This is a genomic window from Streptosporangium nanhuense (assembly GCF_059358815.1).
On the sequence record NZ_JCADBG010000021.1, the window covers coordinates 50,810 to 70,256 of the forward strand.

A 19,447-nucleotide genomic window follows, 5' to 3' on the forward strand; every position below is an offset into this window, starting at 1 on the left:
GCTCCCGGCTTCCTTGAGGAGCCATGGCTTATTGATAGGCCTGGGTGCCTGCATCGCACTTACAGCCCCTTTATCCGCGCCTGCAATCCGCTGACATGTCGGGCATGGCCGCCCCCGTATGGGGCCATGCCCGACAACACCAGGATTGAGGGCATGGCTCAACAGCCGATTGACGTGCAATCAACGTCTCGGCGAACAAGCAAGCCTCTACCTACGGGGTAAGCAAGAGAGGATCTATCATTTGGCCATAAAACTTCCCATTGGGCGGAGATTTGAGAAATGGCTGTTCAGGACAGCGGAGACGGGCTGCGGTTCGCCGTACTCGGTCCTGTCCAGGCATGGCGCGACGGTTCCGAGCTCGATCTGGGGACCCCGCTGCAACGTTCCATCCTGGCGATGCTCCTGCTGAGGGAGGGCCGCGCGGTCACCCCGGCCGAGATGATCGACGCGATCTGGGGGGAGGACGCCCCGCCCCGCGCGCTCGGCGCCCTGCGTACCTACGTCTCCCGGCTGCGCGCGGTGCTGGAGCCCGGCAGGTCGCCGCGCACCCGTCCCGAGCTGCTCACCTCCGTCGGCAGGGGGTACGCGCTGCGGCTGAACGGCGGCTCCCTCGACCTGGTCCTCTTCGAGCGCGGCGTGCAGGAGGCGGAGACCGCTCGCCGCGAGGGTGATCCGGCGCGGGCCGCGGAGAGCCTTCGCGCGAGCCTGGCGCTCCACACCGGCGAGCCGCTCGCCGGGGCCGTCGGGCCGTACGCCGAACACCAGCGCGGGCGGCTCGCCGAGCGCAGGATGAGCGTGCTCGAGGTCCTGATGGACCTGGACCTGGAGCTGGGCAGGCACGCCGACGTCCTGTCCGAGCTGATCGCGCTGACCGGCGACCACCCGCTGCGCGAGCGGCTCCGCGCCCAGCTGATGCTGGCCTACTACCGGTGCGGGCGCAGGGCCGAGGCGCTGGCCGCCTTCGCCGACACCCGCGCCACGCTGATCGAGGAGCTGGGCATCGAGCCGGGCTCCGACCTGACGAGCATGCACCAGCGCATCCTCACCGGCGACCCGGCCCTCGCACCGGCCTCGGCCGGCCCGCCCGCGCGGCCCGCGCCCGCCGAGGTCGCCAGGACCACCGGGGCCACCAGGGCCACCGAGACCGCGGAACCGGCCGCGCGGGAGGGCTCCGAGACGAAGCCGCCCCCGGAGGCGGACCCGGAGCACGCGAGGACGCCGGAGGCGCGGGCGGCGAGCCCGGAGCTGCCGCGACCGGCGCAGCTTCCCGCCGCCGTGAACGACTTCACCGGCCGACGCCAGATCATCGCGCGGCTGCGCACGCTGCTGTCGGTCCAGGACGGCTCCGAGGGCGTGCCGGTCGCGGCCATCTCCGGTATCGGCGGCGTGGGCAAGACGGCCCTGGCCGTACACGTCGCCCACGCCATGCACGACCTGTTCCCCGACGGCCAGCTCTACGCCGACCTGCGCGGGTACGGCGAGGAGCCGACCTCTCCCGAGTCGGTGCTCGCGGCCTTCCTGCGCGGGCTCGGCCTGCCCGCCGACGCCATCCCCGACGGCCTGGCCGAGCGGTCGGCGCTGTTCCGCTCGATCCTGGCCGACCGGCGGATGCTCGTGCTGCTGGACAACGCCCGCGACGCCGCCCAGGTGAGCCAGTTGCTCCCCGGCTCGGCCGGGTGCGCGGCGATCGTGACCAGCCGGGGCAAGCTCGCCGACCTGGCCTCGGCCAGGCTGGTCGACCTGGACGTCATGGAGCCGGAGGAGGCCCTCGCCCTGTTCGGCATCGTCGCCGGCGTGGAGAGGGTGGAGGCCGAGCGCGCCGCCGCCATGGACGTGGTCGCCGCCTGCGGCTTCCTGCCGCTCGCGGTGCGGATCGTGGCGGCCCGCCTGGCCGCCAGGCCGTCCTGGACGGTCGCCTCCCTGGTGCCCCGGCTGGCCGACGAGCGCCGCCGCCTGGACGAGATGCGCGTGGGCAACCTCGCGGTGGAGGCGACCTTCGCCCTCGGGTACGGCCAGCTCAACCCCGCCCAGGCACGCGCGTTCCGGCTGCTCTCCCTGCCCGGGGGACCGGACATCTCGATCGGGGCCGCCGCCGCGCTGCTCGCGCTGGACCCGATGGACACCGAGGACGTCCTGGAGTCCCTGGTGGACACCAGCCTGCTCGAAGCCCCCGCTCCCGGCCGTTACCGCTTCCACGACCTGCTCAAGCTCTTCGCCCGCCGCGTCGCGGAACGGACCGAGAACGCGACGGAGGAGAGCTGCGCCGCGGGCGAGACGAAGCGGGGGGAGCGGCGCGGATCCGGTGTGAGCGTGACCATCGGCGGGGAGGGCGAGGCGGCGCTGCGCCGGTTGCTCGGCTTCTACCTGGCGTCCGCGCGCTCGGCGCACCGCCTCGCCTACGAGGGCAGCACGATGGCCGACCGGCTGGGAGTCACCGGCACCGGTCACGCCTTCGCCTCCGCCGACGAGGCGGTGGCCTGGCTGTCGGTGGAGGCGGAGTCGCTGTTCGCGTCGATCGCCCAGGTGACCTGCGCGGACAAGGCCGACGAGCTGCTGCCGGGGGCCGACCTGCTGCTCGCGATGGAGCCGCTGCTGGAGTCGGGCAGCCACGTCCGCGAGTTCGAGAGCCGGACGCGGGAGATGCTGGCCGTCGCGCGCCGGCTCGACGCCGTCTCCAGCGAGCTGCGCTGCCGCTACGTGCTCGGGCGGGTGCTGTTCGGCGCCAACCGGCTGGCCGAGGCGGAGGAGGAGTTCCGCACGTCGCTGGAGCTGTCGGCCGGGGGCGACCGCATCGTCACCGGCGAGGTGCTCAACGCGCTGGCCGTCGTGGCCGGGCGCCGGCGCCGCCACGTGGAGGCCCTGGCCTGGTTCCACTCCGCGCGCGAGGCGTTCAGGGAGGTCGGGGCGCGCGGCGGGGAGGCGCTGACGCTCAGCTACTCCGCCCGCGACCACCTGTTCCTGGAGCAGCCGAAGGAGGCGATCGCCGCCGCCGAGCAGGGGCTGGCCCTCTTCATCGAGATGGGTTCCAGCGCGGGCACCGCCAGGGCCCGCTACCACCTGGGGATGATCCTGTCGCGGGTCGGCCGGCTGAACGAGGCGGTCCACCACCATGCCGAGTGCCTCGCCTTCTTCAGGGCGAGCAGGCAGCGGGTCTGGGAGCAGCGGGTCTGCTCCCGGCTGGCCGAGACGTTCATCAACGCGGGCCGCTTCACGGACGCGGCCCGTCACGCGGAGCAGGCGCTCACCGTGAGCCGGGAGATCAGCCACCCGTACGGCGAGGCGCAGGCGCTGTCGGTGTTAGGCAAGGCGCTCAACGGCCTCGGCCGTGTCGAGCGCGGCCGGGACTGCCTCGAACGCGCCCACGACCTGTTCGGCAGGCTCGGGGCGCCCGAGGCCGAGGATCTGCGTCTTCTGCTGGAGCGCGACCAGGTCGACAGCTGATCCCAGCCCGTCGTACAGGTCGTCGTCGAGACGCGTCATCCAGACGTGGTTGATCACCGGCATTCCCCTCGAAGTCAGGCCCCGCGGTTCGGGATGGGCGTGGGGGTCCGGCCGGCCGTCTGACCCGGGCGACGCGTAGGGGGCCCGGTCATCCGGTGCGTCGCTCGCGGGTCGGCCGCCTCACTGTGACGGTCGGCCGGACACGGCACGGACCCTTCACCCCCCGGGTCCGTGCCCCACGACAAGAGGTTCTCCCGTGGCGTTTGCCATCCGATTGACAAGCGATAGCGGCGATTTCCACAGCCTGTGGACAGTCACCCTGTGGATATGTGGAAAAACCCTTCCGCGATCAGCGGCCGGAGGGCGGCGGGAGCCTTCGTCCGCAGGTCGTCGTGGTCCTCGCCGGTCAGTTCCGCGATCGCGGCGAGCAGCGGGTCCAGTGGATAATCGCCGTCGCAGACCCCCGCGAGGGCGGCCTCCACGGTCCCGACGGCCACACCGCGGCGCAGTCCCGCGGTCTGCCGCAGCACGATGCGCGACGGATCCTCGGCGCCCGGCGGGCCGATCCGCTCCTCCAGCACACCCTCGGCCACCACGAGCCTCGCGCCGAGCAGCTCGGCGTCGGTCAGCCGGTGCGCCGTGACGATCGCGCCGAGCACCTCGTCCACGTATCCGCCGACCGGCAGCTCCACCGGCCGCCCGTACTCCTCGACCCGCACCACGGGGTCGAGGCTCCCGGAGTCGTGCAGCGTGATCCAGCCGAAGCCGATCCCGGTGACGTCCCCCGCCTCGAACCAGCCGAGCCAGTCGTCGTAGAGCTCGCGGTGGCGCGGGGTGCCCTGCTCGGCGGCGTCCCTCAGCCACAGCTCGACGTACTCGGCGGGGTCCTGGACGTCGCGCTGCACCACCCAGCCGTCGCAGCCGGTCCCGGTGAGCCAGCCGCCGACCCGGTCGCGCCAGTCCTCGCCGTCGACGTGCAGCCAGTTGGCCAGCAGGTGGCAGGTGCCGCCGGGCGCGAGGTGGCGGGGCGCCCGGCGTACGAGGTCGCGGCAGAAGTCGTCGGCGTGGAAGCCCGACTCGCGGTAGGTGAACCGGCCGGCCGGGGAGATCACGAACGGCGGGTTGGAGACGATCAGGTCGAAGCGGTCGTCCTCGACGGGGTCGAACAGGGAGCCCTGCCGGGCGTCGACGCCGGTGATCCCGGACAGCGCCCAGCTGAGGCGGGCCAGCTCCAGCGCGCGCGGGTTGACGTCGGTGGCCGTGATCTCCTCGGCCCTGCCGTCCAGGTGGAGGACCTGCACCCCGCATCCGGTGCCGATGTCCAGGGCGCGCCCGACGGGGCGGCGGGAGGCCAGCTGGGCCAGGTTCGCCGAGGCGCCGCCCGCGCCGACGACGTGGTCCGGGCGCAGGGCCGGGTCGCCCGGCCTGACCTTGCGGTCGGAGACGACGTAACCACCGGCGCCACCGGCGCCGTCGGTCTCCCAGGGCTGCAGGTGGACCGCGGAGGTGACCCGGCCGCCCTCGACGGTCACCAGGCCCGCGGCGGCCAGCTCCTCCACGGCGAGGCCCGCCGGCACCGCTCGCGCCTCCACAGGGGCGCCGAGCCACCACAGCCGGATCAGGGTGGCGAGCGGGTCACCGTCGGCGGTGGCGCGCAGGGCGGGGATCGTCTCCTCACGGGAGAGCGCGGTGGCGGCGACGTCGCCGAGGCGCTCGCGGACGCCGTCGATGGTGTAGCCGGTGTCGAGCAGGAGCCCCCGGAGCCGGCCGAGCAGATCGTTCACCGGACAATCCTCGCACCGGGCACGTCCGGATGCTCCCGGTGATGAGACTGTTACCCACCGGGGTAAGCGTTCTGCAAGCGGACTTCAAGTGGAAAGCGGTACTTCTTGGGAGCCGCACCACACGCTCCAAAGGATCCATGATGCTGATCCCCTGCTTCGCCTGCGAGTCCCGTTTTCACCCTGACGAATACTTCCGCGCCTGCCACGACTACCACCGTGGCAAGGATCTGGTCGCATGGACCTGCCCGCGGTGCGGCAATCAGGATGAGTTACGGGTCTTCCCCGGGGAGCTGGGGTTCGGTTACGCCCGGCGCGGCAGGTTCGACGTCTCCGACCGGGTGCGGGTGCCCGGCCTGCGGCGCCGGCGTCAGGACCTGCGGTTGGACATCTCGCTGGACGAGGACGTCTGGCGGGTGTCGACGCGGACGCGTCAGCTGGTGGGAGCACACTGAGACCGCTCCGGCCCGGAAAAGCCCCCGTGATCCGGGCCGGAGTATCAGTGACGCTCACCAGGGGCATCTACCCAGGGGGCATTGTCGCCCGCTCAGGTCTGCCGCCTCCTCGGGTCTGCCGCCCGTCCAGGCCTGCCGCCTGCTCGGGTCTGCCACCCGCTCAGGTTCTGTCGCCTGCTCAGGGGTTCTGCTGCCCGGTCAGGGGTTCTGCTGCCGCAGGCTCTGCCAGGCCGCCTCGCGGAGGCCGCTGATCTCCTCGGGAGTGGGCTGGTGCGCGCCGGCGAACCACAGGCGGCACATCTCGGTGGCCGGTCCCAGCCAGAGCACGTAGCACATCGTCGGGTGGACGGGCTGGAGCAGGCCGTCCTTCATGTGCGGGCGCCACCAGTCGGAGACCTTCCTGAAGAACGCCCTGCGCGACTCCGACACCTCGGTGCCGCCCGGCTCGTCGCGCCTGGGCGGGCGCTCGCTGATCAGCAGGTGGGCGCGCTCGCGGTTCTCGCCGCACCACGACATGTGCAGCGCGACGATGGCCTCGATGCCTCCCCGCGCGCTCTCGTGGCGCTGGAGCTCGGCGAGGAACGCGTCCTGGTAGATGCGCAGGGTCTCGGCGTACAGGACGCCGAAGACGTGTTCCTTGCTGGCGAAGTGGTGGTAGAAGCTGCCGACGCTGACGCCGCTCTCCTCACGGAGGCTGGCCAGCGTGGTGGCCGAGACCCCGTCCTGGCTGAATCGGCGCAGGGCACCCTCGACGATCCTGGTGCGGCCGTCGCGTCCGCTCTTGGCAGTCTTCACGGATCCATGGTGGGGCAACAGAACCTTGTTCCGCAAACTGCTCGGGAAACAGCTTGGACCACGTCGATCGTACCGCCTTGATCCGGGGGAGCCGCATCGCCACCCCGGACGCCCGGTCCGCCCGGTCCGGCGCCCCCCTCTCCGGCCGGAGCCTCCCTTCGGTACGCCCGCGACGAGACGCCCGGTGAGACCGGGCAGGACCCGCGCGGTAACCGGCCAGGGGGTCGCTCAGCGGAGAACCTTCGCGGTCACCTCGACCGTGCCGGAGGAGACGCGCATGGTCGCCTCCGGCCACGCCCCGCGGACCATCGCCAGGACCGTGCGGTTGTCCCCGAGCACGTCCATCCCCACCGTCCTGGCCCCCCTGCCCGCCGCGCGGCGCATCAGCGCACGGACGAGCCGGGAGCCCAGTCCCATTCCCTGCCACTCGTCGCTCACCACCACGGCGATCTCGACGTCGGCCTCCTGGCCCCGGTAGCTCATCGCGTGCCCCACGAGAAGGTCCCCGTGCACGGCGAGCAGGGCGTCGCGGCGCTCGTCCACCGTGAGCAGCGTCCTGACGAAGCTCACGCTCGGGCGGCTCATCCCGGCGAAGAACCTCCGCGCCTGCGTGCGAGGCGACAGTCCCCCGAGGAAGCGGCGGATCCCCTCCTCGTCGTCCGGCCGCGCGGGCCGGATCTCGACGGCACCCTCGGGCACGGTCGCGACGTCCCCGGAACCGGTCGCGACGCCACCGGGCACACGCGCGAGGCCCCCGCTCCCCGCCGCCACGCCACCGGGCACACGCGCGATGTCCCCGTACGCGACCGCGACGTCCCCGGACGTCCGCGGGACGTCCTCACACACGAGCGCCGCGTCCCCGGACGTCCCCGGGACGTCCCCGCGCACGACCGGGACGTCCCCGGGCGCCGGGGCACCGCCCGCCGGCACCAGCTGAGTTCGCATCATGAACTCAGAGTCTCGCGAGACAGCTGAGTATGTCAACTAGACTTAGGTGAACGTTGGAGGTGGTGCGATGGCGACCTACGATTCGCACATGAATGAGGCGGCTCCCGGCAACCTGCCCTTGCGAGTGCACAACTGCTCCATCGAGCGCGCCCTGGGCGTCGTCGGCGAGAAGTGGACGTTCCTGGTGCTGCGCGAAGCGTTCAGCGGCGTGCGGCGCTTCGCCGACATGCAGGCCGCCACGGGAGCCCCCAGGCAGGTGCTCAGCGCCCGGCTGACCCGGCTCGTGGAGGAGGGGCTGCTGCGCAAGGTCCCCTACCGCGAGCCCGGCCAGCGGCAGCGCGACGAGTATCGGCTGACCCAGATGGGTCTCGACCTCTATCCGACCCTGGTGGCCCTGATGCAGTGGGGCGACCGGTATCTCAGCGACCACGAGGGACCGCCGGTGCGCGTCACCCACCGCGGCTGCGGCGCCCCGGTCGAGCAGCACTTCCGCTGCGCCGAGGGGCACGAGGTGTCCGGTCCGAGAGAGGTCACCCCGGTGCCCGGTCCAGGAGCGCGCCTTCGCTCTACAGTGCCCGCGTCTCCGGACCCGGCGTCCCCGGCTCCGGGGTCTCCGTCTCTCGCGTCTCCAGCCTCCGCAGGCAGTGCCTGAAGCTGAGCACCGAGACCAGCGCCGCGCCGCCGAGCAGCACCGCCACCGCGGAGGTGCGCACGAGGAGGTAGGTCTCCAGGGTCTGGCTGAGCAGCAGCCACAGGCTCAGCGCCCCGTTCAGCAGCTGGGCGCAGCCCCACAGCACCGACTGCGCCACGAAGAAGCGCCGCATCCGCGGGTGCTCCATCACCTGGTCGGGCAGCGGTACGAGATCGGCCACCACCCGCCGGATCAGCGGTCTCCGCAGCGGCGCGGTGAGCAGGAAGCCCATGCTCACGCAGAACACCCCGAGGCAGGGCTGCAGGAAGAACACGATGGGGTTGCCCGTCGCCACCGTCAGCGCCACCCTGACGGTGATCGTGCCCGCCGCCAGCAGCAGCGTGCCGGGCGCCTCGCCGCCCTTGACCAGCCGCCAGGCGACGCCGCCGTAGACCCAGGCCGCCGCCACCGCCAGCGCGCCGTTCGCGTTGGTGAAGATCAGCGCGACGTAGAAGACGAGAACGGGAAGGATCATGCTCTCGAACACCCTGGGGGCGGCGTGCCGCAGCAGGACCCCGAGGCGGGGGAGTACGAGCGGAGCCGGGGGGGCGGGCATGAGCACAGTCATCAGGGGCGGGCTCCGGAGGTGGTGGAACATCCCGGGGGAAATCTCACACGACCGTACGTGATGTCCGGAGTGTCCGGCGAGCTTTTCCATGACATCCGAGGATCGAGCGGTCCCGGGCACCCTACTACGCCCAAAGACGCGTCCGGCTGCCCCCAAAGGCACACGCGGAGGACGGGGCGGTGCCCCCGGTGCCTACTCTTGATGACGTGTACCGGTTCCTGCTGACTCCCCGATGGCTGGCCCTCCACGTGGTGGTGCTGCTGGTCATCCCCGCTTTCGTGCTGCTCGGCCAGTGGCAGTTCGGGCGTTTCGAGGAGAGGTCCACCAGTAGCGACCAGATCACCGGCAACCTCCGCGCCGCCCCCGTCGCCGTGGAGAGGCTCACCTCGCCCGGCGGCACCGTCTCCACGCAGGACAAATACCGCACCGTCCTCGCGAAGGGGACGTACGACACGAACGCCCAGCTCCTGGTCAGGCGCCGCGTCCAGGACAGGGCGGTCGGCTTCTACGTGCTGACCCCGCTGGTCACGGCGGACGGCACCGGCGTGCTGGTGAACCGGGGCTGGGTCAGGGCGGGCAGCACCGCCGACGCCCTTCCCGAGGTCCCGGCGCCGTCCTCGGGTGAGGTGACTGTCACCGGCAGGCTACGTCCCGCCGAGACCGAGGAGACCTCGGGCATCCGCGACCGGGCGGGCCTGCCGGCGGGGCAGGTCCTGCTGATCAACACCGAGGCGATCGGGCGCCGCCTGCCGTACAAGCTCCTCGGCGGGTACGTCGAGCTGACCGAGCAGTCGCCGGCGGCCGCCGCCGCGCCCGCGCCCGTCCCCACGCCGGACGTCGGCGAGGGGGGCGGCCTCAACCTGGCCTACGGCGTGCAGTGGTGGCTGTTCATCGGGGTCGCGATCGGCGGCTGGGCGCTGCTGATCCGCAGGGAGGCGGCCGACCTCAGGGAGGCGGCCTCCGCACCGGCCGCACCCGGCGGCCCGGACCCCGGCGCCCCCTCCGGACGCGACGAGAACGAGAAGCCGGCCGGGGAGGCCGGGGAGCCCGACGTCGCCCCGCGGGCCGCGGCGGCACCGGCGGAACGGGCCGGGTCCTGACCGGTAGAACCCTCGCGACAAGGGAACCCGGAGGCAGGCCGCCGGGAGCTCGCTTCGCCGGTTCTAGCTGAGCACGAGGTTCAGAAGGTAACCGGCGGCCGGTGTCAGGACCTTGGAGAGCGCCCCCAGGACCGCTCCCACCAGGAAGCCGTGCAGGCCGCCCAGCCGCTCGCGCGGCGCGGGGACCCGCCCGGCCTCGAACCAGAGCGGGCGGGGTTCGAGCAGCAGGAACAGGATCGCGCCGATCCACCCGGCGCCGAAGATCCAGAACCAGGCCCACCGGTTGCCCAGCCGGGGCGTCGAACCGAGCATGATCAGGAGGGTGAGCCCCCAGGCCGCGATCGGCCACTCACCGCCGATGGGAATCGGCATCTCCAGGGTCCACCGGGGCCCGACGCTGATCTCCCCCGAGTCGCTCAGCTCGGTCACCTTGGCGCCACTCCGGCCCATGTCGCCCCTGAGGTCCGCCGTCGTGTAGGGGGCCGGGGCCGCCCCGAGCGCCTCGGCGTCGAGTTCGCGCCAGGTCAGCGGGCCCTCGACCCATCGGACGTAGCGGATCGCGCCGTCCCGCTCGTCGTACTCGACGAGGGAGACACGGTCGGCCGCGGCCGCGGCGCGGAACTCGGCCCGCGTCTCCGGCAGGGGCGCGCGGTTCAGCACGGTGATCAGGACGCCGAAAATCAGAACGATCAGGAGAATCGACCGGACGGCCGATCCGGCGATCCGCCGGCCACGACGGACCTCTAGCGCTTCAGGTGCCATACCTTATTTACTCTGGACGATCACGCGTTGACCATCGCCATGCCGAAGAGAAGCGCGACCGCGATCGCGAACCCGCGTGTCCCGTCGAGCTTGGCCGGTGCGGGCAGCGCCTCGTACGGGTCGCGCCACAGGGGTCTCGGCTCCAGCAGGACGTAGAGCAGCGAGCCTCCGGTGAGGAACATCCAGAACCACGCCCAGCGGCTGGCGTAGCGGGGGTTCGGCCGGGCCAGCATGAGCAGCCAGGCCAGGACCTCGGCCGTCACCGCCGCCGGGCCGAACGGCTCCCACCACCGCCCGTAGGCGGGCGAACCGGCCAGGGCCCCGAAGCCCTCGGTGCGCACGATCTCCACGGAGGGGTCGGCGGCGGCGCGCACCTGGGCCAGGAAGGCCTCCTGGCGGCGCTCCAGGGCCTCGGGGACCAGCCGGGTGGTCCGGGGATCCCAGACGTCGTCGGGCTGGTCGAAACGGGCCTGGCTCCAGGAGAGCGGCCCGTGGGACCACGTCAACGTGCCGTAGGCGGGCCAGTTGCGGTCGTAGACGACCTTGGTCACCCCGCCCGCCCGCAGGTCCGACACGAGCTCCGCGGCGGGCCGCAGGGGCGGTGCCTGGTTGATGTGGACGATGACCGTGGAGAGCGCGAGCACGAACAGCAGTGCCACCCGCGCGGCGTACGGGATGTCGTCCCGTGCCGGAATTACCACTCGCATCCCTGCCCCCATCACGCGAGACCCACCGCTGGATAGGTTAGAGGGCGTGATCCGGCATATCGAGTTCGCGCGGCTGTACAACTTCCGTGACGTGGGCGGCTACCGGACGGACGGCGGGACGGAGGTGCGCTGGCGGCGGCTCTACCGCTCCGCCTCGCTGCACATGCTCGCCGACGACGACCTCGACCGTTTCCACGCGCTCGGCGTACGCACCGTGATCGACCTTCGCCATCCCGACGAGGTGGCGCGTCGCGGCCGTGCCCCGCAGGGGCCGGGCTACCACAACCTGCCGGTCGAGCACCGCAGGTGGGACACCGTTCGCGACTACCACCCCGACGCCGGGGTCGCCAGGTTCTTCGCCGACCGCTACCTGGAGGTGGCCCAGGACGGTCACGCCGAGCTCAGGAGCGCCCTGGAGGTGATCGCCGAGGCGGGCAACGCGCCCGTGGTGGTCCACTGCGCGGCGGGCAAGGACCGCACCGGGCTGCTGGTCGCCCTGGTGCTGCGGCTGCTGGGGGTGTCCGAGGAGGACGTGATCGCCGACTACGCGCTGACCGGGCTGGCCAGGCCCCAGATGGTCGCGTACTGGGAACGGGAGCATCCGGGCGAGCCGCTGCAGTGGGCGGGGTTCGGTGAGGCGCCCGCCGAGGCGATGCGTCTCTTCCTGGACGAGCTGGGCCCGGTACGGGACTACTGCCTGCGGACCCTGGGCGTGGACGAGAGTGTGATGACCGCTCTCAGGAATCATCTTTTGAAAAATTCTGATATCGAGGCGATCTCTGGGTAGGCGCTCTCGCAGGGCCCGCCACGGGCAGCACCCTCCGGCGGGCCCGCCCCCCCGGGGCCGCCCTACCCCCCCTCCGGTGGCCCCGGGGCCCGCCCGTCACCTCCCGCGCCGCCCTCCCTCCCCGTCCCCAGCCCTGCCCTCCCGCCCTGTCCTCCCGCCCGCCGAAGACGCCGCGAAGGACATCACGAAAGACATCACGAAAGACATCGCGAAAGACTTCGTGGGAGACAGAGATACCAAGCGGAGACCTTGCGGCTTGATGAGTGTTATTCCAGCGGAATACGGTTGACCGTGTGACTACGCCGCTGCTCCCCGACCCCGAGCCCAGGCGGCGGGACTATGTGATCATCTCAGCCGACGACCACCTGATCGAGCCGCCCGACATGTTCGACGACCGGCTCCCGGAGAAATACGCCGACAAGGCGCCCAAGGTGGTCGAGACCGACTCCGGTCACCAGGTCTGGCGTTACGGCGGGGCCACCTACCCCTGTGCCGGGCTCGACGTGGGCGCCGGGCTGCCCCGCGAGCAGTGGACGCTCGACCCGGTGCGGTTCGAGCACATGCGTCCCGGATGCCACGACGTCGAAGCCCGGATCGAGGACATGGACCGCGCCGGCGTCTGGGCCGCGCTCTGCTTCCCGGGCATGCTGGCCGGGCAGTCGGGCATGGTCTTCGCCAAGACCCGCGACCAGGAGCTGGGCCTGGCGGTCCTGCGCGCGTGGAACGACTGGCACGTGGAGGTCTGGGCGGGCACCTACCCGGAGCGGATCATCGCCCTGCAGCTGCCCTGGCTCACCGACCCCGAGGTGGCCGCCAAGGAGATCCGCGACAACGCGGCGCGCGGCTTCAAGGCGGTGCTCTTCCCCGAGTTCCCCACCCGGCTGCGCCTGCCGTCCATCCACAGCGACCACTGGGACCCGTTCTTCCAGGCGTGCGAGGAGACCGGCACCGTCGTCTGCCTGCACGCCGGGGCCGGTTCCTGGGCTCCGGTCCCGTCCCCGGACACGCCGATCGAGGCGATCACCACGCTGATGCCGGCGAGCGCCATGTTCGCCTGCGCCGACTGGCTCTGGTCGGGCGTCCCGCTGCGCTTCCCCGCGCTGCGGATCCTGATCGTGGAGGGTGGCGTGGGCTGGCTGCCGATGCTGGCCGAGCGGGCCGACTACGCGCTCGACCACCCGGTGGCCGGGGAGGCCTCCTGGGAGGGCGGCCTGAAGCCCAGCGAGGTGCTGCGGAGAAACTTCTTCTTCGGCACGCTCAACGACCACGCCCTCTCCGGGGTGCGGCTCGCCGTCGGGCTGGAGCACGTGCTGCTGGAGAGCGGCTACCCGCACTCCGACTCCACCTGGCCGGACACCCAGCAGGCCGTCGCGACGAACCTGGGCAGCCTGCCGCCCGCCGACATCGCCCGGGTGGCCTACGGCAACGCCGCCCGCCTGTTCGGCCACCCGCTGCCCTCGCGCGCCTGGCTCAGGATGGAACAGATCTGACGCTCCCCGCCCGGGGCCGGACAGGACCTGATCCGGCTCAGGGCCGGACGGACCTGACCCGCTCGCGCTCCCAGTCGACGTAGCGCCCGCCCTCGCCGAGCAGGGAGCCCATCAGCCACAGGAACACGCCGAAGTCGTCGGCCACCCCGATCAGGACCAGGAACTCGGGGACGAGGTCGACCGGCGAGACGATGTAGAGCACGCCGAGCCCCATCATGGCCAGCTTGCCCTTGCCCATGCCGGGGTAATCGCCGTGCATGACCGCGCTGATCATTCTTGGGAGGGCTCGCAGACGGGCTCCGAGACCGGGCGAGCCCGGCTTCGTCACGTCCTTGTACGTCCGCCACGCCTGCGCCGCGCGCGCCGCCTTCGCCATGGAATCCTCCTCGGAACCACGTTCGCCTGGCGGCGTACTACCCCACCGCCTCACGATATAACGCGTGAATTCCGAACAGGGTTCCCGAACCCCGCTCACATCCACCTTCCACGCGTCCCGGCCGAGGCCGCGCCCTCGCGGATCACCGGGCGTGTCGAGGCGGACGTACGGCTAGCGCATCGCCGAGTGCCGGAAGGGGCGTTCCCCCTCGATCTGGGCGGCCACCCGGACGAGCAGGTCCTCCCGCCCGGCCGCGGCGACCAGCTGCACCCCCACCGGCAGGCCGTCCGCGGTGAGGTGCAGCGGCAGGGAGATCGCGGGCTGCCCGGTGGCGTTGACGGGCGAGGTGAACGCCACCGCCTGGTTCGTACGGCCCCGCGAGGTGCTGACGTCGTCGGGAGGCAGCCAGCCGAGGCGGAAGGGCGCCACCCCCAGCGACGGCATGAGCAGCAGGTCGTGCGACTCCCACCAGGCGGCCATCCGGCGCCTGAACCCGTCGATCCAGTCGCGCGAGGTCACGTAGCCGACCGCGTCGAGCCTGCGGCCCGCCTCTCCCAGGACGCGGTTGCGCGTCTCCAGCTCGTCCGGCTCGACGGGCCTGCCGCGCCAGCGCCCGATGTCCTCCACGTCGGCGGCCACGTGGGCGGCCACGACCGTGCCGAAGTGCACGGCGAAGCCGTCGTCGGCGAGCGCGGAGGGCCACCCAGGCTCGACGTCGTGGCCCAGCGCCTCCAGCAGCCCGGCGGCGCCGGTGACCGCGGCCACCAGGTCCGGGTCGGGCGGGAAACCCCCGCCGGGGTGCTCGGCGAGGAAACCGATCCGCAGCCGGCCGGGGTCCGCCCCGGCCTCCTCGGCGAGCGGGCGCGCCCAGGCGGGCGCGCCGTACGGGTCGCCCGGCATCGTCCCGGCGATCACGTCGAGGGTCGCCGCGCTGTCCCTGACCGTACGGCAGAGCAGGCCCGCCGCCGAGAAGCCCGCCCACGGCTCGCCCCCCGAGGGGCCGGAGCTGACCCTGCCCCTGCCGGGCTTCAGCCCGACCAGCCCGCACATGCTCGCCGGGATCCGGATCGACCCGCCGCCGTCGCTGGCCGTGGCCACCGCGACCATGCCCGCCGCCACCGCCGCCGCGGACCCGCCGCTCGATCCCCCGGTGCTGTAGCGCGGGTCGTACGGGTTGCGGGTGGGACCGGACACCACCGGCTCGGTGGTGATCGCGGTGCCGAACTCCGAGGTGTTGGTCCGGCCCAGGATCGTGAACCCCGCCCGGCGCAGCTTGGTCACCGCGTAGCCGTCGCGCTCGGCGCGCATCCCGTCGAGGGCGCGCGACCCCGCGCCGTACGGTTCCCCCGCCATGGTCCAGCCCAGGTCCTTCAGCAGCGTCGGCACGCCCGCGAAGGGAGCGGCGGGGTCGACCTCGCCCGCCTCCGCCAGTGCCCGCTCGAACCTGCGGTGGACGACCGCGTTGATCGCGCCGTCGTGCGCCTCGATCCGCGCGATCGCCGCCTCGGCGAGCTCCCTCGGGGAGACCTCCCCCTTCCTCACGGCCCGCGCCTGTCCGAGCGCGTCGAGCTTCAACAGGTCGTGCAAGGGGGTCACTCCTCGACAGGGGCCAGATCTCGCACGGCCTGGGCGATCGGGACCTCGCCTCCGGGGATGGGGGCGAGGATCGGGGTGTTCAGGCCGTTGTCCACATACTCCCGGATCCTGGCCCGGCACGTGGCCGCGTCGCCGTGCACGATGAGCTCGTCCACGACCTCGTCGGGGATCGCCTTGAGCGCCGCCTGCCGGTCTCCGGCCGCCCAGGCCTCGTGCATCGGCCGCAGCACCTCGCCGCGCCCCAGCCAGTCGTGGAAGGCGGCGTAGACCGGGACGGTCAGATAGCTCGCGAGCATCCAGCGCCCGAGCTCGCGCACCTTCTCCGCGTCCTCGCTGACGCACACGAACAGCCGGGCGATGAGCTCGGTCTCCTCGCCGGCCTCGGCCCTGACCTTCCGCACGTCGGCGGGCGAGAGCCAGTTGGTGATCGCGCCGTCGGCCTCCTCGGCGGCCAGGCGCAGCATGCGGGGGCGCAGCGCGGCGAGCACGATCTTCGGCGGGATCTTGGGGGCGCGCTCCAGCTTGAAGCCCTTGACCTCGAACGTCTCGTACCGCTCGGTGACCTTCTCGCCCGCGAGAGCCTTGCGCAGGAAGCGCAGGGTGTCTCTGGTCCTGGCGAACGGCTTGACGAACTCCCCGGCGTTCCAGCGTTCCACGATGGCCGGGGAGGAGGCCCCGATGCCCAGGACGAAGCGTTCGGGGGCGAGGTCGGCGAGCGTGGCGGCGGACATGGCCAGCAGGCCGGGCCCCCGGGTGGAGACCGGGACGATGGCGCTGCCGAGCCGCACCCCCGGGGCCCATTCCGAGGCCATCGCCAGGGGTACGAAACCGTCGACGCCGTTGACCTCGGCGGACCAGGCGTCGGTGTAGCCGAGTCCGGGGAGCTCGGCGATCAGATCCCTGGAGGCGGCCAGTGAACGGTCGTAGAAGGGGATCGTCATACCCCAGCGTGGGCCCGTGGTCATCGTGCCGCCTCCGTGTCGATGGTCGCCGCCGGGGACCTTTCCCCAGAACGATGTTCTGAAGTAGCTTGCCGCACCCGCTCGGGGTGCCGTCAATAGATCTGCCGTACCAACCGGCCGGTATGCCATCGAAACAATGATCTATATCGACCGTCCACTTACCGGCCCGCCACTTTCCGTGTGATGTTAGAAACTTTACGTGACGAAGCATTGGCGAAGGAACCGACGGCGGGGGCTGCACGGAGTGGCGGCCCTCGCGATCTGCATGGCGGCCCCCGTCCTGGCCGGAGCACCTCCCCTCGGGGCGGAGGACGGGCCGGACCCCGGGGTGTCACACGTGGCCCCGCGCCTGCTCTCCGGCCGATCGCCCCTGCCCGCCTCCCCGTCTCCGGGGCCGGGCCACCGGTCGAAGCCGGAGAGCGGCCACCCGGCCGCGCTGAAGCCCGAACCGCCCTACCCGACCGCGCCTCCGCCCGAGGCCGATGACCGGAGGGTTCCCTGGTGGCACTGGTGGCACTGGTGGGAGCTCGCGCAGGGCCGTCCGGCGGACGTCCCGTTCAAGCCGAAGGCGGAGCCGAAACCGAAACCGGAACCGGCCCCGGAGCCAAAGCCGAAGCCCGAGCCGAAGCCCGAGCCGAAACCGAAGCCGGAGCCGAAACCGGAGCCGGAAGCGACGCCCACGCCCGAGCCCGCGCGGCCGACGCCCACCCTGTCCGCCCCGCCCGACCCGGAGCCCTCTGTGCCCCCTGGGCCCCCACAGCCCCCCGGGCCCCGCGCCCTGGCACCCCCGCCCGTCCTCGAAGCCGTCGTCACGCCGACACCGACGCCGACCCGGAGCCGCACTCCCCGGCCCAGGACGACTCCCTCCGGCGTGCCCCCGCTCCTGCGGCAGCGGCTGGTGCTCGACCGCTACGCCGAGCGGCGCAAGGGCACCGACAGGAGGCTGGTCCTGCTGGTGATGTGCACCGGCGTGATCTCGGTCGCCGCGGTCAGCGCCTTCAACCACAGGGTTCGCAGATAGCGCGGGCCCCGACGGCGGCACGCGCGGCGAAGCCCGCCGGTGAACCTTCCACCGGCGGGCTTCGCCGTGCGTGCCAGACCCCGGCCAGACCCCGGCCAGATCCCTGCCAGACCCCGGCCAGATCCATGCCGGGTCGCCGCCGGGCCGTCGAGGAGAACTACGGCTGGGCGGGGAACAACCCGTCGATCTGGTCGTACTGCCGCTGCGCGGCCTTGAACGCGTCGGGCTCGACGGCGCCGAGCCCGCTGAACGGGTGGCTGATCAGGATGATGAAGCACACGCCGACGACGACCACCCCCAGCCTGACCAGGTCGGCGACGACCGACGAGGTCGTGGGCCGCACCCCCAGCGTCCAGGGCAGCGCGATCACCAGCAGCCCGGAGAGGATCATCGAGATCACGAAGATGCTCTCCAGGCTGGTGCTCGCGTCGTCACTTCGCACGATGCGGGCGTGGGAGACCTCGGAGATCCGGTCGAGCGTGTCCTGCTGGAGGTTCTTGCTCTCCTCGCCGACCGGACGGAGCCTGAGCACCTCGGCCCGCATGTCCATGAGGGTCTGCCCGGGTAGCGGGGACATCTCGCTGTTGGCCATGAGCGGCCAGTCGAGGTCGATGCTCTGCGCGGTGTACAGCCGGATCTGGGACCGGACGGGTGCCGCCTCGGGGACGGGCGCCACCGACCAGTACATCTCGGTGAGGCTCTCGGCCTCGGCCTGGACGTCGGCCTCCGACACCGAGAGCGCGTCCCGGCACAGGACCGCGGCGTAGGCCAGCACCAGGAGATAGACGGCGAGGGCGAGGTTGGCGGAGAAGTCGACGGACGACGAGCCGTGCTCGCCGTCGTCCCGCCCCCTCTTCCGCAGGACGCGGAACGCGATCAGCGCGATCGTCACGGACACCACCACCAGCACGGCTACCCAACCCATGGGACTCCCTCGAAACCGTCATCGAATCAGCTACTCAGGGTAATCAGATCGATACGGCGAATCATGGGATTCGGCCGGGATTCACTCGCGAAGTTCGTGGATCCCCGCGATGAAGTCACGCGCGACCCCGCGCAGGCCGGGCAGGTGCGAGAGCCCCACCAGGCGGTCCACCAGCGGGACGGTGAGCTCGATGAGCCGGTGCGTCCTGCGGCACCCCTCCGACTCGTCGTGCACCCAGAACAGGACGACGCCCATCGACATCAGCCACAGCAGCTCGGGCAGCTCGGCCCGCAGCTCGCTGTCCATGCGGTCGGAGGACCCCTCCACGACCCGCCGGTAGATCGCGATCGAGGCGTCCCTGGAGGGCGAGGACTCGGCGCTGAACGGGTTGAGCGGGTTGCTCGGCTCGGCCGCGTGCTTGAAGAACTTCACCGCGAACTCGTGGTACGGCTCGGAGACCCGCACCCACTCCCGCAGCACCCCCGTCAGCCGCGCGGCGAACCGGGGCTCGGCGGCCAGCAGCCTCTCGCACGCCGCCTCGTGCTCGGCCTGCGCCCGGTCGTAGTACGCCTGGATCAGGACCTCCTTCGAGGCGAAGTAGTAGTAGGCGTTGCCCACCGACACCCCGGCCTCGGCGGCGATGGCCCGCATGGTGGTCGCCTCGTATCCCCGCTCGCGGAAAAGCCGCAGGGCCGTCTCCACGATGACCTCACGGGTCCTGTCCGATCCACGGGTTCTCGGGGGCGGCTCGGTCATAGGGGGCTCGTCACCTGTCGATTGGAGCTGGGAGAACGGGCTCGTCTGGTCTTTCCCCACTGGACGAACCCTAGATCATCCGTCCCGCACCACCGGGGATGAGCCTCAGTGAACGACCCTAGGCGCGCTCCATGGCCCCCGCCACTCATATCGGTGATTGCCCTGCCGCTCCCGGTCCCGCGCCGCCGCGCGGCGTGCCCGGCACGCCCTCGCGCCACCCGCTGAGGACGTGACGACGGCACCGTACGCGGCAAACAGCGATATGTCGGCTATATCAAGAATTGCC

Annotated in this window: 18 protein-coding genes; 7 read left to right on the forward strand and 11 right to left on the reverse strand. The window is 72.1% G+C overall.

All coding sequences use genetic code 11. The features are described 5' to 3' along the window. The first annotated feature begins 279 nt into the window (after positions 1-279). Complete coding sequence (locus AC5L38_RS32925) at positions 280-3,441, forward strand: AfsR/SARP family transcriptional regulator (RefSeq protein ID WP_495246716.1); 3,162 nt, start codon at positions 280-282, stop codon at positions 3,439-3,441. Positions 3,442-3,755: 314 nt separating this feature from the next. On the opposite strand, the gene AC5L38_RS32930 is transcribed toward AC5L38_RS32925, so the two are convergent. Next, complete coding sequence (locus AC5L38_RS32930; protein WP_495246717.1) at positions 3,756-5,225, reverse strand: DUF7059 domain-containing protein; 1,470 nt, start codon at positions 5,223-5,225, stop codon at positions 3,756-3,758. A gap of 140 nt (positions 5,226-5,365) precedes the next feature. On the opposite strand from AC5L38_RS32930, the gene AC5L38_RS32935 reads away from it, so the two are divergent. Beyond that, the gene (locus AC5L38_RS32935) at positions 5,366-5,677 is read left to right on the forward strand and encodes a hypothetical protein (RefSeq protein ID WP_344743918.1); all 312 of its coding nucleotides are present in this window, start codon (positions 5,366-5,368) and stop codon (positions 5,675-5,677) included. A 198-nt stretch (positions 5,678-5,875) separates the two neighbouring features. Here the strand turns inward: AC5L38_RS32935 and AC5L38_RS32940 are convergent, their stop codons facing one another. Further along, on the reverse strand, positions 5,876-6,472 hold the full coding sequence (locus AC5L38_RS32940; protein ID WP_495246718.1) for a TetR/AcrR family transcriptional regulator: 597 nt from the start codon (positions 6,470-6,472) through the stop codon (positions 5,876-5,878). A gap of 228 nt (positions 6,473-6,700) precedes the next feature. Continuing rightward, positions 6,701-7,420, reverse strand: coding sequence for a GNAT family N-acetyltransferase (locus tag AC5L38_RS32945; RefSeq protein ID WP_495246719.1), 720 nt, complete (start codon positions 7,418-7,420; stop codon positions 6,701-6,703). 67 nt (positions 7,421-7,487) lie between these two features. Here AC5L38_RS32945 and AC5L38_RS32950 point away from each other — a divergent pair, with 67 nt between their 5' ends. Further along, positions 7,488-8,072: a winged helix-turn-helix transcriptional regulator gene (locus AC5L38_RS32950; RefSeq protein WP_495246720.1), complete on the forward strand. Its 585-nt coding sequence runs from the start codon at positions 7,488-7,490 to the stop codon at positions 8,070-8,072. Here the strand turns inward: AC5L38_RS32950 and AC5L38_RS32955 are convergent. Then, a complete protein-coding gene (locus AC5L38_RS32955; protein ID WP_495246721.1) occupies positions 7,987-8,679 on the reverse strand; it encodes a VC0807 family protein in 693 nt (230 codons plus the stop codon). The genes AC5L38_RS32950 and AC5L38_RS32955 overlap by 86 nt on opposite strands. Before the next feature lie 188 nt (positions 8,680-8,867). Between AC5L38_RS32955 and AC5L38_RS32960 the strand changes: the two genes are divergently transcribed. Further along, a complete protein-coding gene (locus tag AC5L38_RS32960) occupies positions 8,868-9,779 on the forward strand; it encodes an SURF1 family cytochrome oxidase biogenesis protein (protein ID WP_495246722.1) in 912 nt (303 codons plus the stop codon). Positions 9,780-9,842: 63 nt separating this feature from the next. On the opposite strand, the gene AC5L38_RS32965 is transcribed toward AC5L38_RS32960, so the two are convergent. Then, complete coding sequence (locus AC5L38_RS32965; protein ID WP_495246723.1) at positions 9,843-10,541, reverse strand: hypothetical protein; 699 nt, start codon at positions 10,539-10,541, stop codon at positions 9,843-9,845. 20 nt (positions 10,542-10,561) lie between these two features. Then, on the reverse strand, positions 10,562-11,248 hold the full coding sequence (locus AC5L38_RS32970) for a hypothetical protein (protein ID WP_495246724.1): 687 nt from the start codon (positions 11,246-11,248) through the stop codon (positions 10,562-10,564). A gap of 46 nt (positions 11,249-11,294) precedes the next feature. Here AC5L38_RS32970 and AC5L38_RS32975 point away from each other — a divergent pair, with 46 nt between their 5' ends. Together AC5L38_RS32975 and AC5L38_RS32980 are read left to right on the forward strand one after the other, a co-directional pair. Beyond that, the gene (locus tag AC5L38_RS32975) at positions 11,295-12,035 is read left to right on the forward strand and encodes a tyrosine-protein phosphatase (protein WP_495246725.1); all 741 of its coding nucleotides are present in this window, start codon (positions 11,295-11,297) and stop codon (positions 12,033-12,035) included. Positions 12,036-12,328: 293 nt separating this feature from the next. Next, a complete protein-coding gene (locus AC5L38_RS32980) occupies positions 12,329-13,525 on the forward strand; it encodes an amidohydrolase family protein (RefSeq protein ID WP_389908632.1) in 1,197 nt (398 codons plus the stop codon). Between the two features lie 37 nt (positions 13,526-13,562). Here AC5L38_RS32980 and AC5L38_RS32985 read toward each other — a convergent pair whose 3' ends face one another. The 3 genes from AC5L38_RS32985 to AC5L38_RS32995 all read right to left on the reverse strand — a co-directional run bounded on the left by AC5L38_RS32985 (position 13,563) and on the right by AC5L38_RS32995 (position 16,462). After that, on the reverse strand, positions 13,563-13,901 hold the full coding sequence (locus AC5L38_RS32985; RefSeq protein ID WP_495246726.1) for a YkvA family protein: 339 nt from the start codon (positions 13,899-13,901) through the stop codon (positions 13,563-13,565). Between the two features lie 171 nt (positions 13,902-14,072). Beyond that, positions 14,073-15,488, reverse strand: a complete 1,416-nt coding sequence (locus tag AC5L38_RS32990; protein ID WP_495246727.1) for an amidase — start codon at positions 15,486-15,488, stop codon at positions 14,073-14,075. A gap of 5 nt (positions 15,489-15,493) precedes the next feature. Next, complete coding sequence (locus AC5L38_RS32995; RefSeq protein ID WP_495246728.1) at positions 15,494-16,462, reverse strand: LLM class F420-dependent oxidoreductase; 969 nt, start codon at positions 16,460-16,462, stop codon at positions 15,494-15,496. 868 nt (positions 16,463-17,330) lie between these two features. Here AC5L38_RS32995 and AC5L38_RS33000 point away from each other — a divergent pair. Further along, positions 17,331-17,480, forward strand: a complete 150-nt coding sequence (locus AC5L38_RS33000) for a hypothetical protein (protein WP_495246729.1) — start codon at positions 17,331-17,333, stop codon at positions 17,478-17,480. 157 nt (positions 17,481-17,637) lie between these two features. Here AC5L38_RS33000 and AC5L38_RS33005 read toward each other — a convergent pair whose 3' ends face one another. Both AC5L38_RS33005 and AC5L38_RS33010 read right to left on the reverse strand, forming a co-directional pair. Further along, a complete protein-coding gene (locus AC5L38_RS33005) occupies positions 17,638-18,405 on the reverse strand; it encodes a bestrophin-like domain (RefSeq protein WP_495246730.1) in 768 nt (255 codons plus the stop codon). A gap of 81 nt (positions 18,406-18,486) precedes the next feature. After that, on the reverse strand, positions 18,487-19,161 hold the full coding sequence (locus tag AC5L38_RS33010) for a TetR/AcrR family transcriptional regulator (protein WP_495246731.1): 675 nt from the start codon (positions 19,159-19,161) through the stop codon (positions 18,487-18,489). Positions 19,162-19,447 lie beyond the last annotated feature (286 nt).

Coding starts and splice junctions, on each gene's coding strand:
- AC5L38_RS32925 (WP_495246716.1), top strand. CDS start 280: ATGGCTGTTCAGGACAGCGGAGACGGGCTGCGGTTCGCCGTACTCGGT.
- AC5L38_RS32935 (WP_344743918.1), top strand. CDS start 5,366: ATGCTGATCCCCTGCTTCGCCTGCGAGTCCCGTTTTCACCCTGACGAA.
- AC5L38_RS32945 (WP_495246719.1), bottom strand. CDS start 7,420: ATGATGCGAACTCAGCTGGTGCCGGCGGGCGGTGCCCCGGCGCCCGGG.
- AC5L38_RS32950 (WP_495246720.1), top strand. CDS start 7,488: ATGGCGACCTACGATTCGCACATGAATGAGGCGGCTCCCGGCAACCTG.
- AC5L38_RS32955 (WP_495246721.1), bottom strand. CDS start 8,679: ATGACTGTGCTCATGCCCGCCCCCCCGGCTCCGCTCGTACTCCCCCGC.
- AC5L38_RS32965 (WP_495246723.1), bottom strand. CDS start 10,541: ATGGCACCTGAAGCGCTAGAGGTCCGTCGTGGCCGGCGGATCGCCGGA.
- AC5L38_RS32970 (WP_495246724.1), bottom strand. CDS start 11,248: ATGCGAGTGGTAATTCCGGCACGGGACGACATCCCGTACGCCGCGCGG.
- AC5L38_RS32985 (WP_495246726.1), bottom strand. CDS start 13,901: ATGGCGAAGGCGGCGCGCGCGGCGCAGGCGTGGCGGACGTACAAGGAC.
- AC5L38_RS32995 (WP_495246728.1), bottom strand. CDS start 16,462: ATGACCACGGGCCCACGCTGGGGTATGACGATCCCCTTCTACGACCGT.
- AC5L38_RS33005 (WP_495246730.1), bottom strand. CDS start 18,405: ATGGGTTGGGTAGCCGTGCTGGTGGTGGTGTCCGTGACGATCGCGCTG.
- AC5L38_RS33010 (WP_495246731.1), bottom strand. CDS start 19,161: ATGACCGAGCCGCCCCCGAGAACCCGTGGATCGGACAGGACCCGTGAG.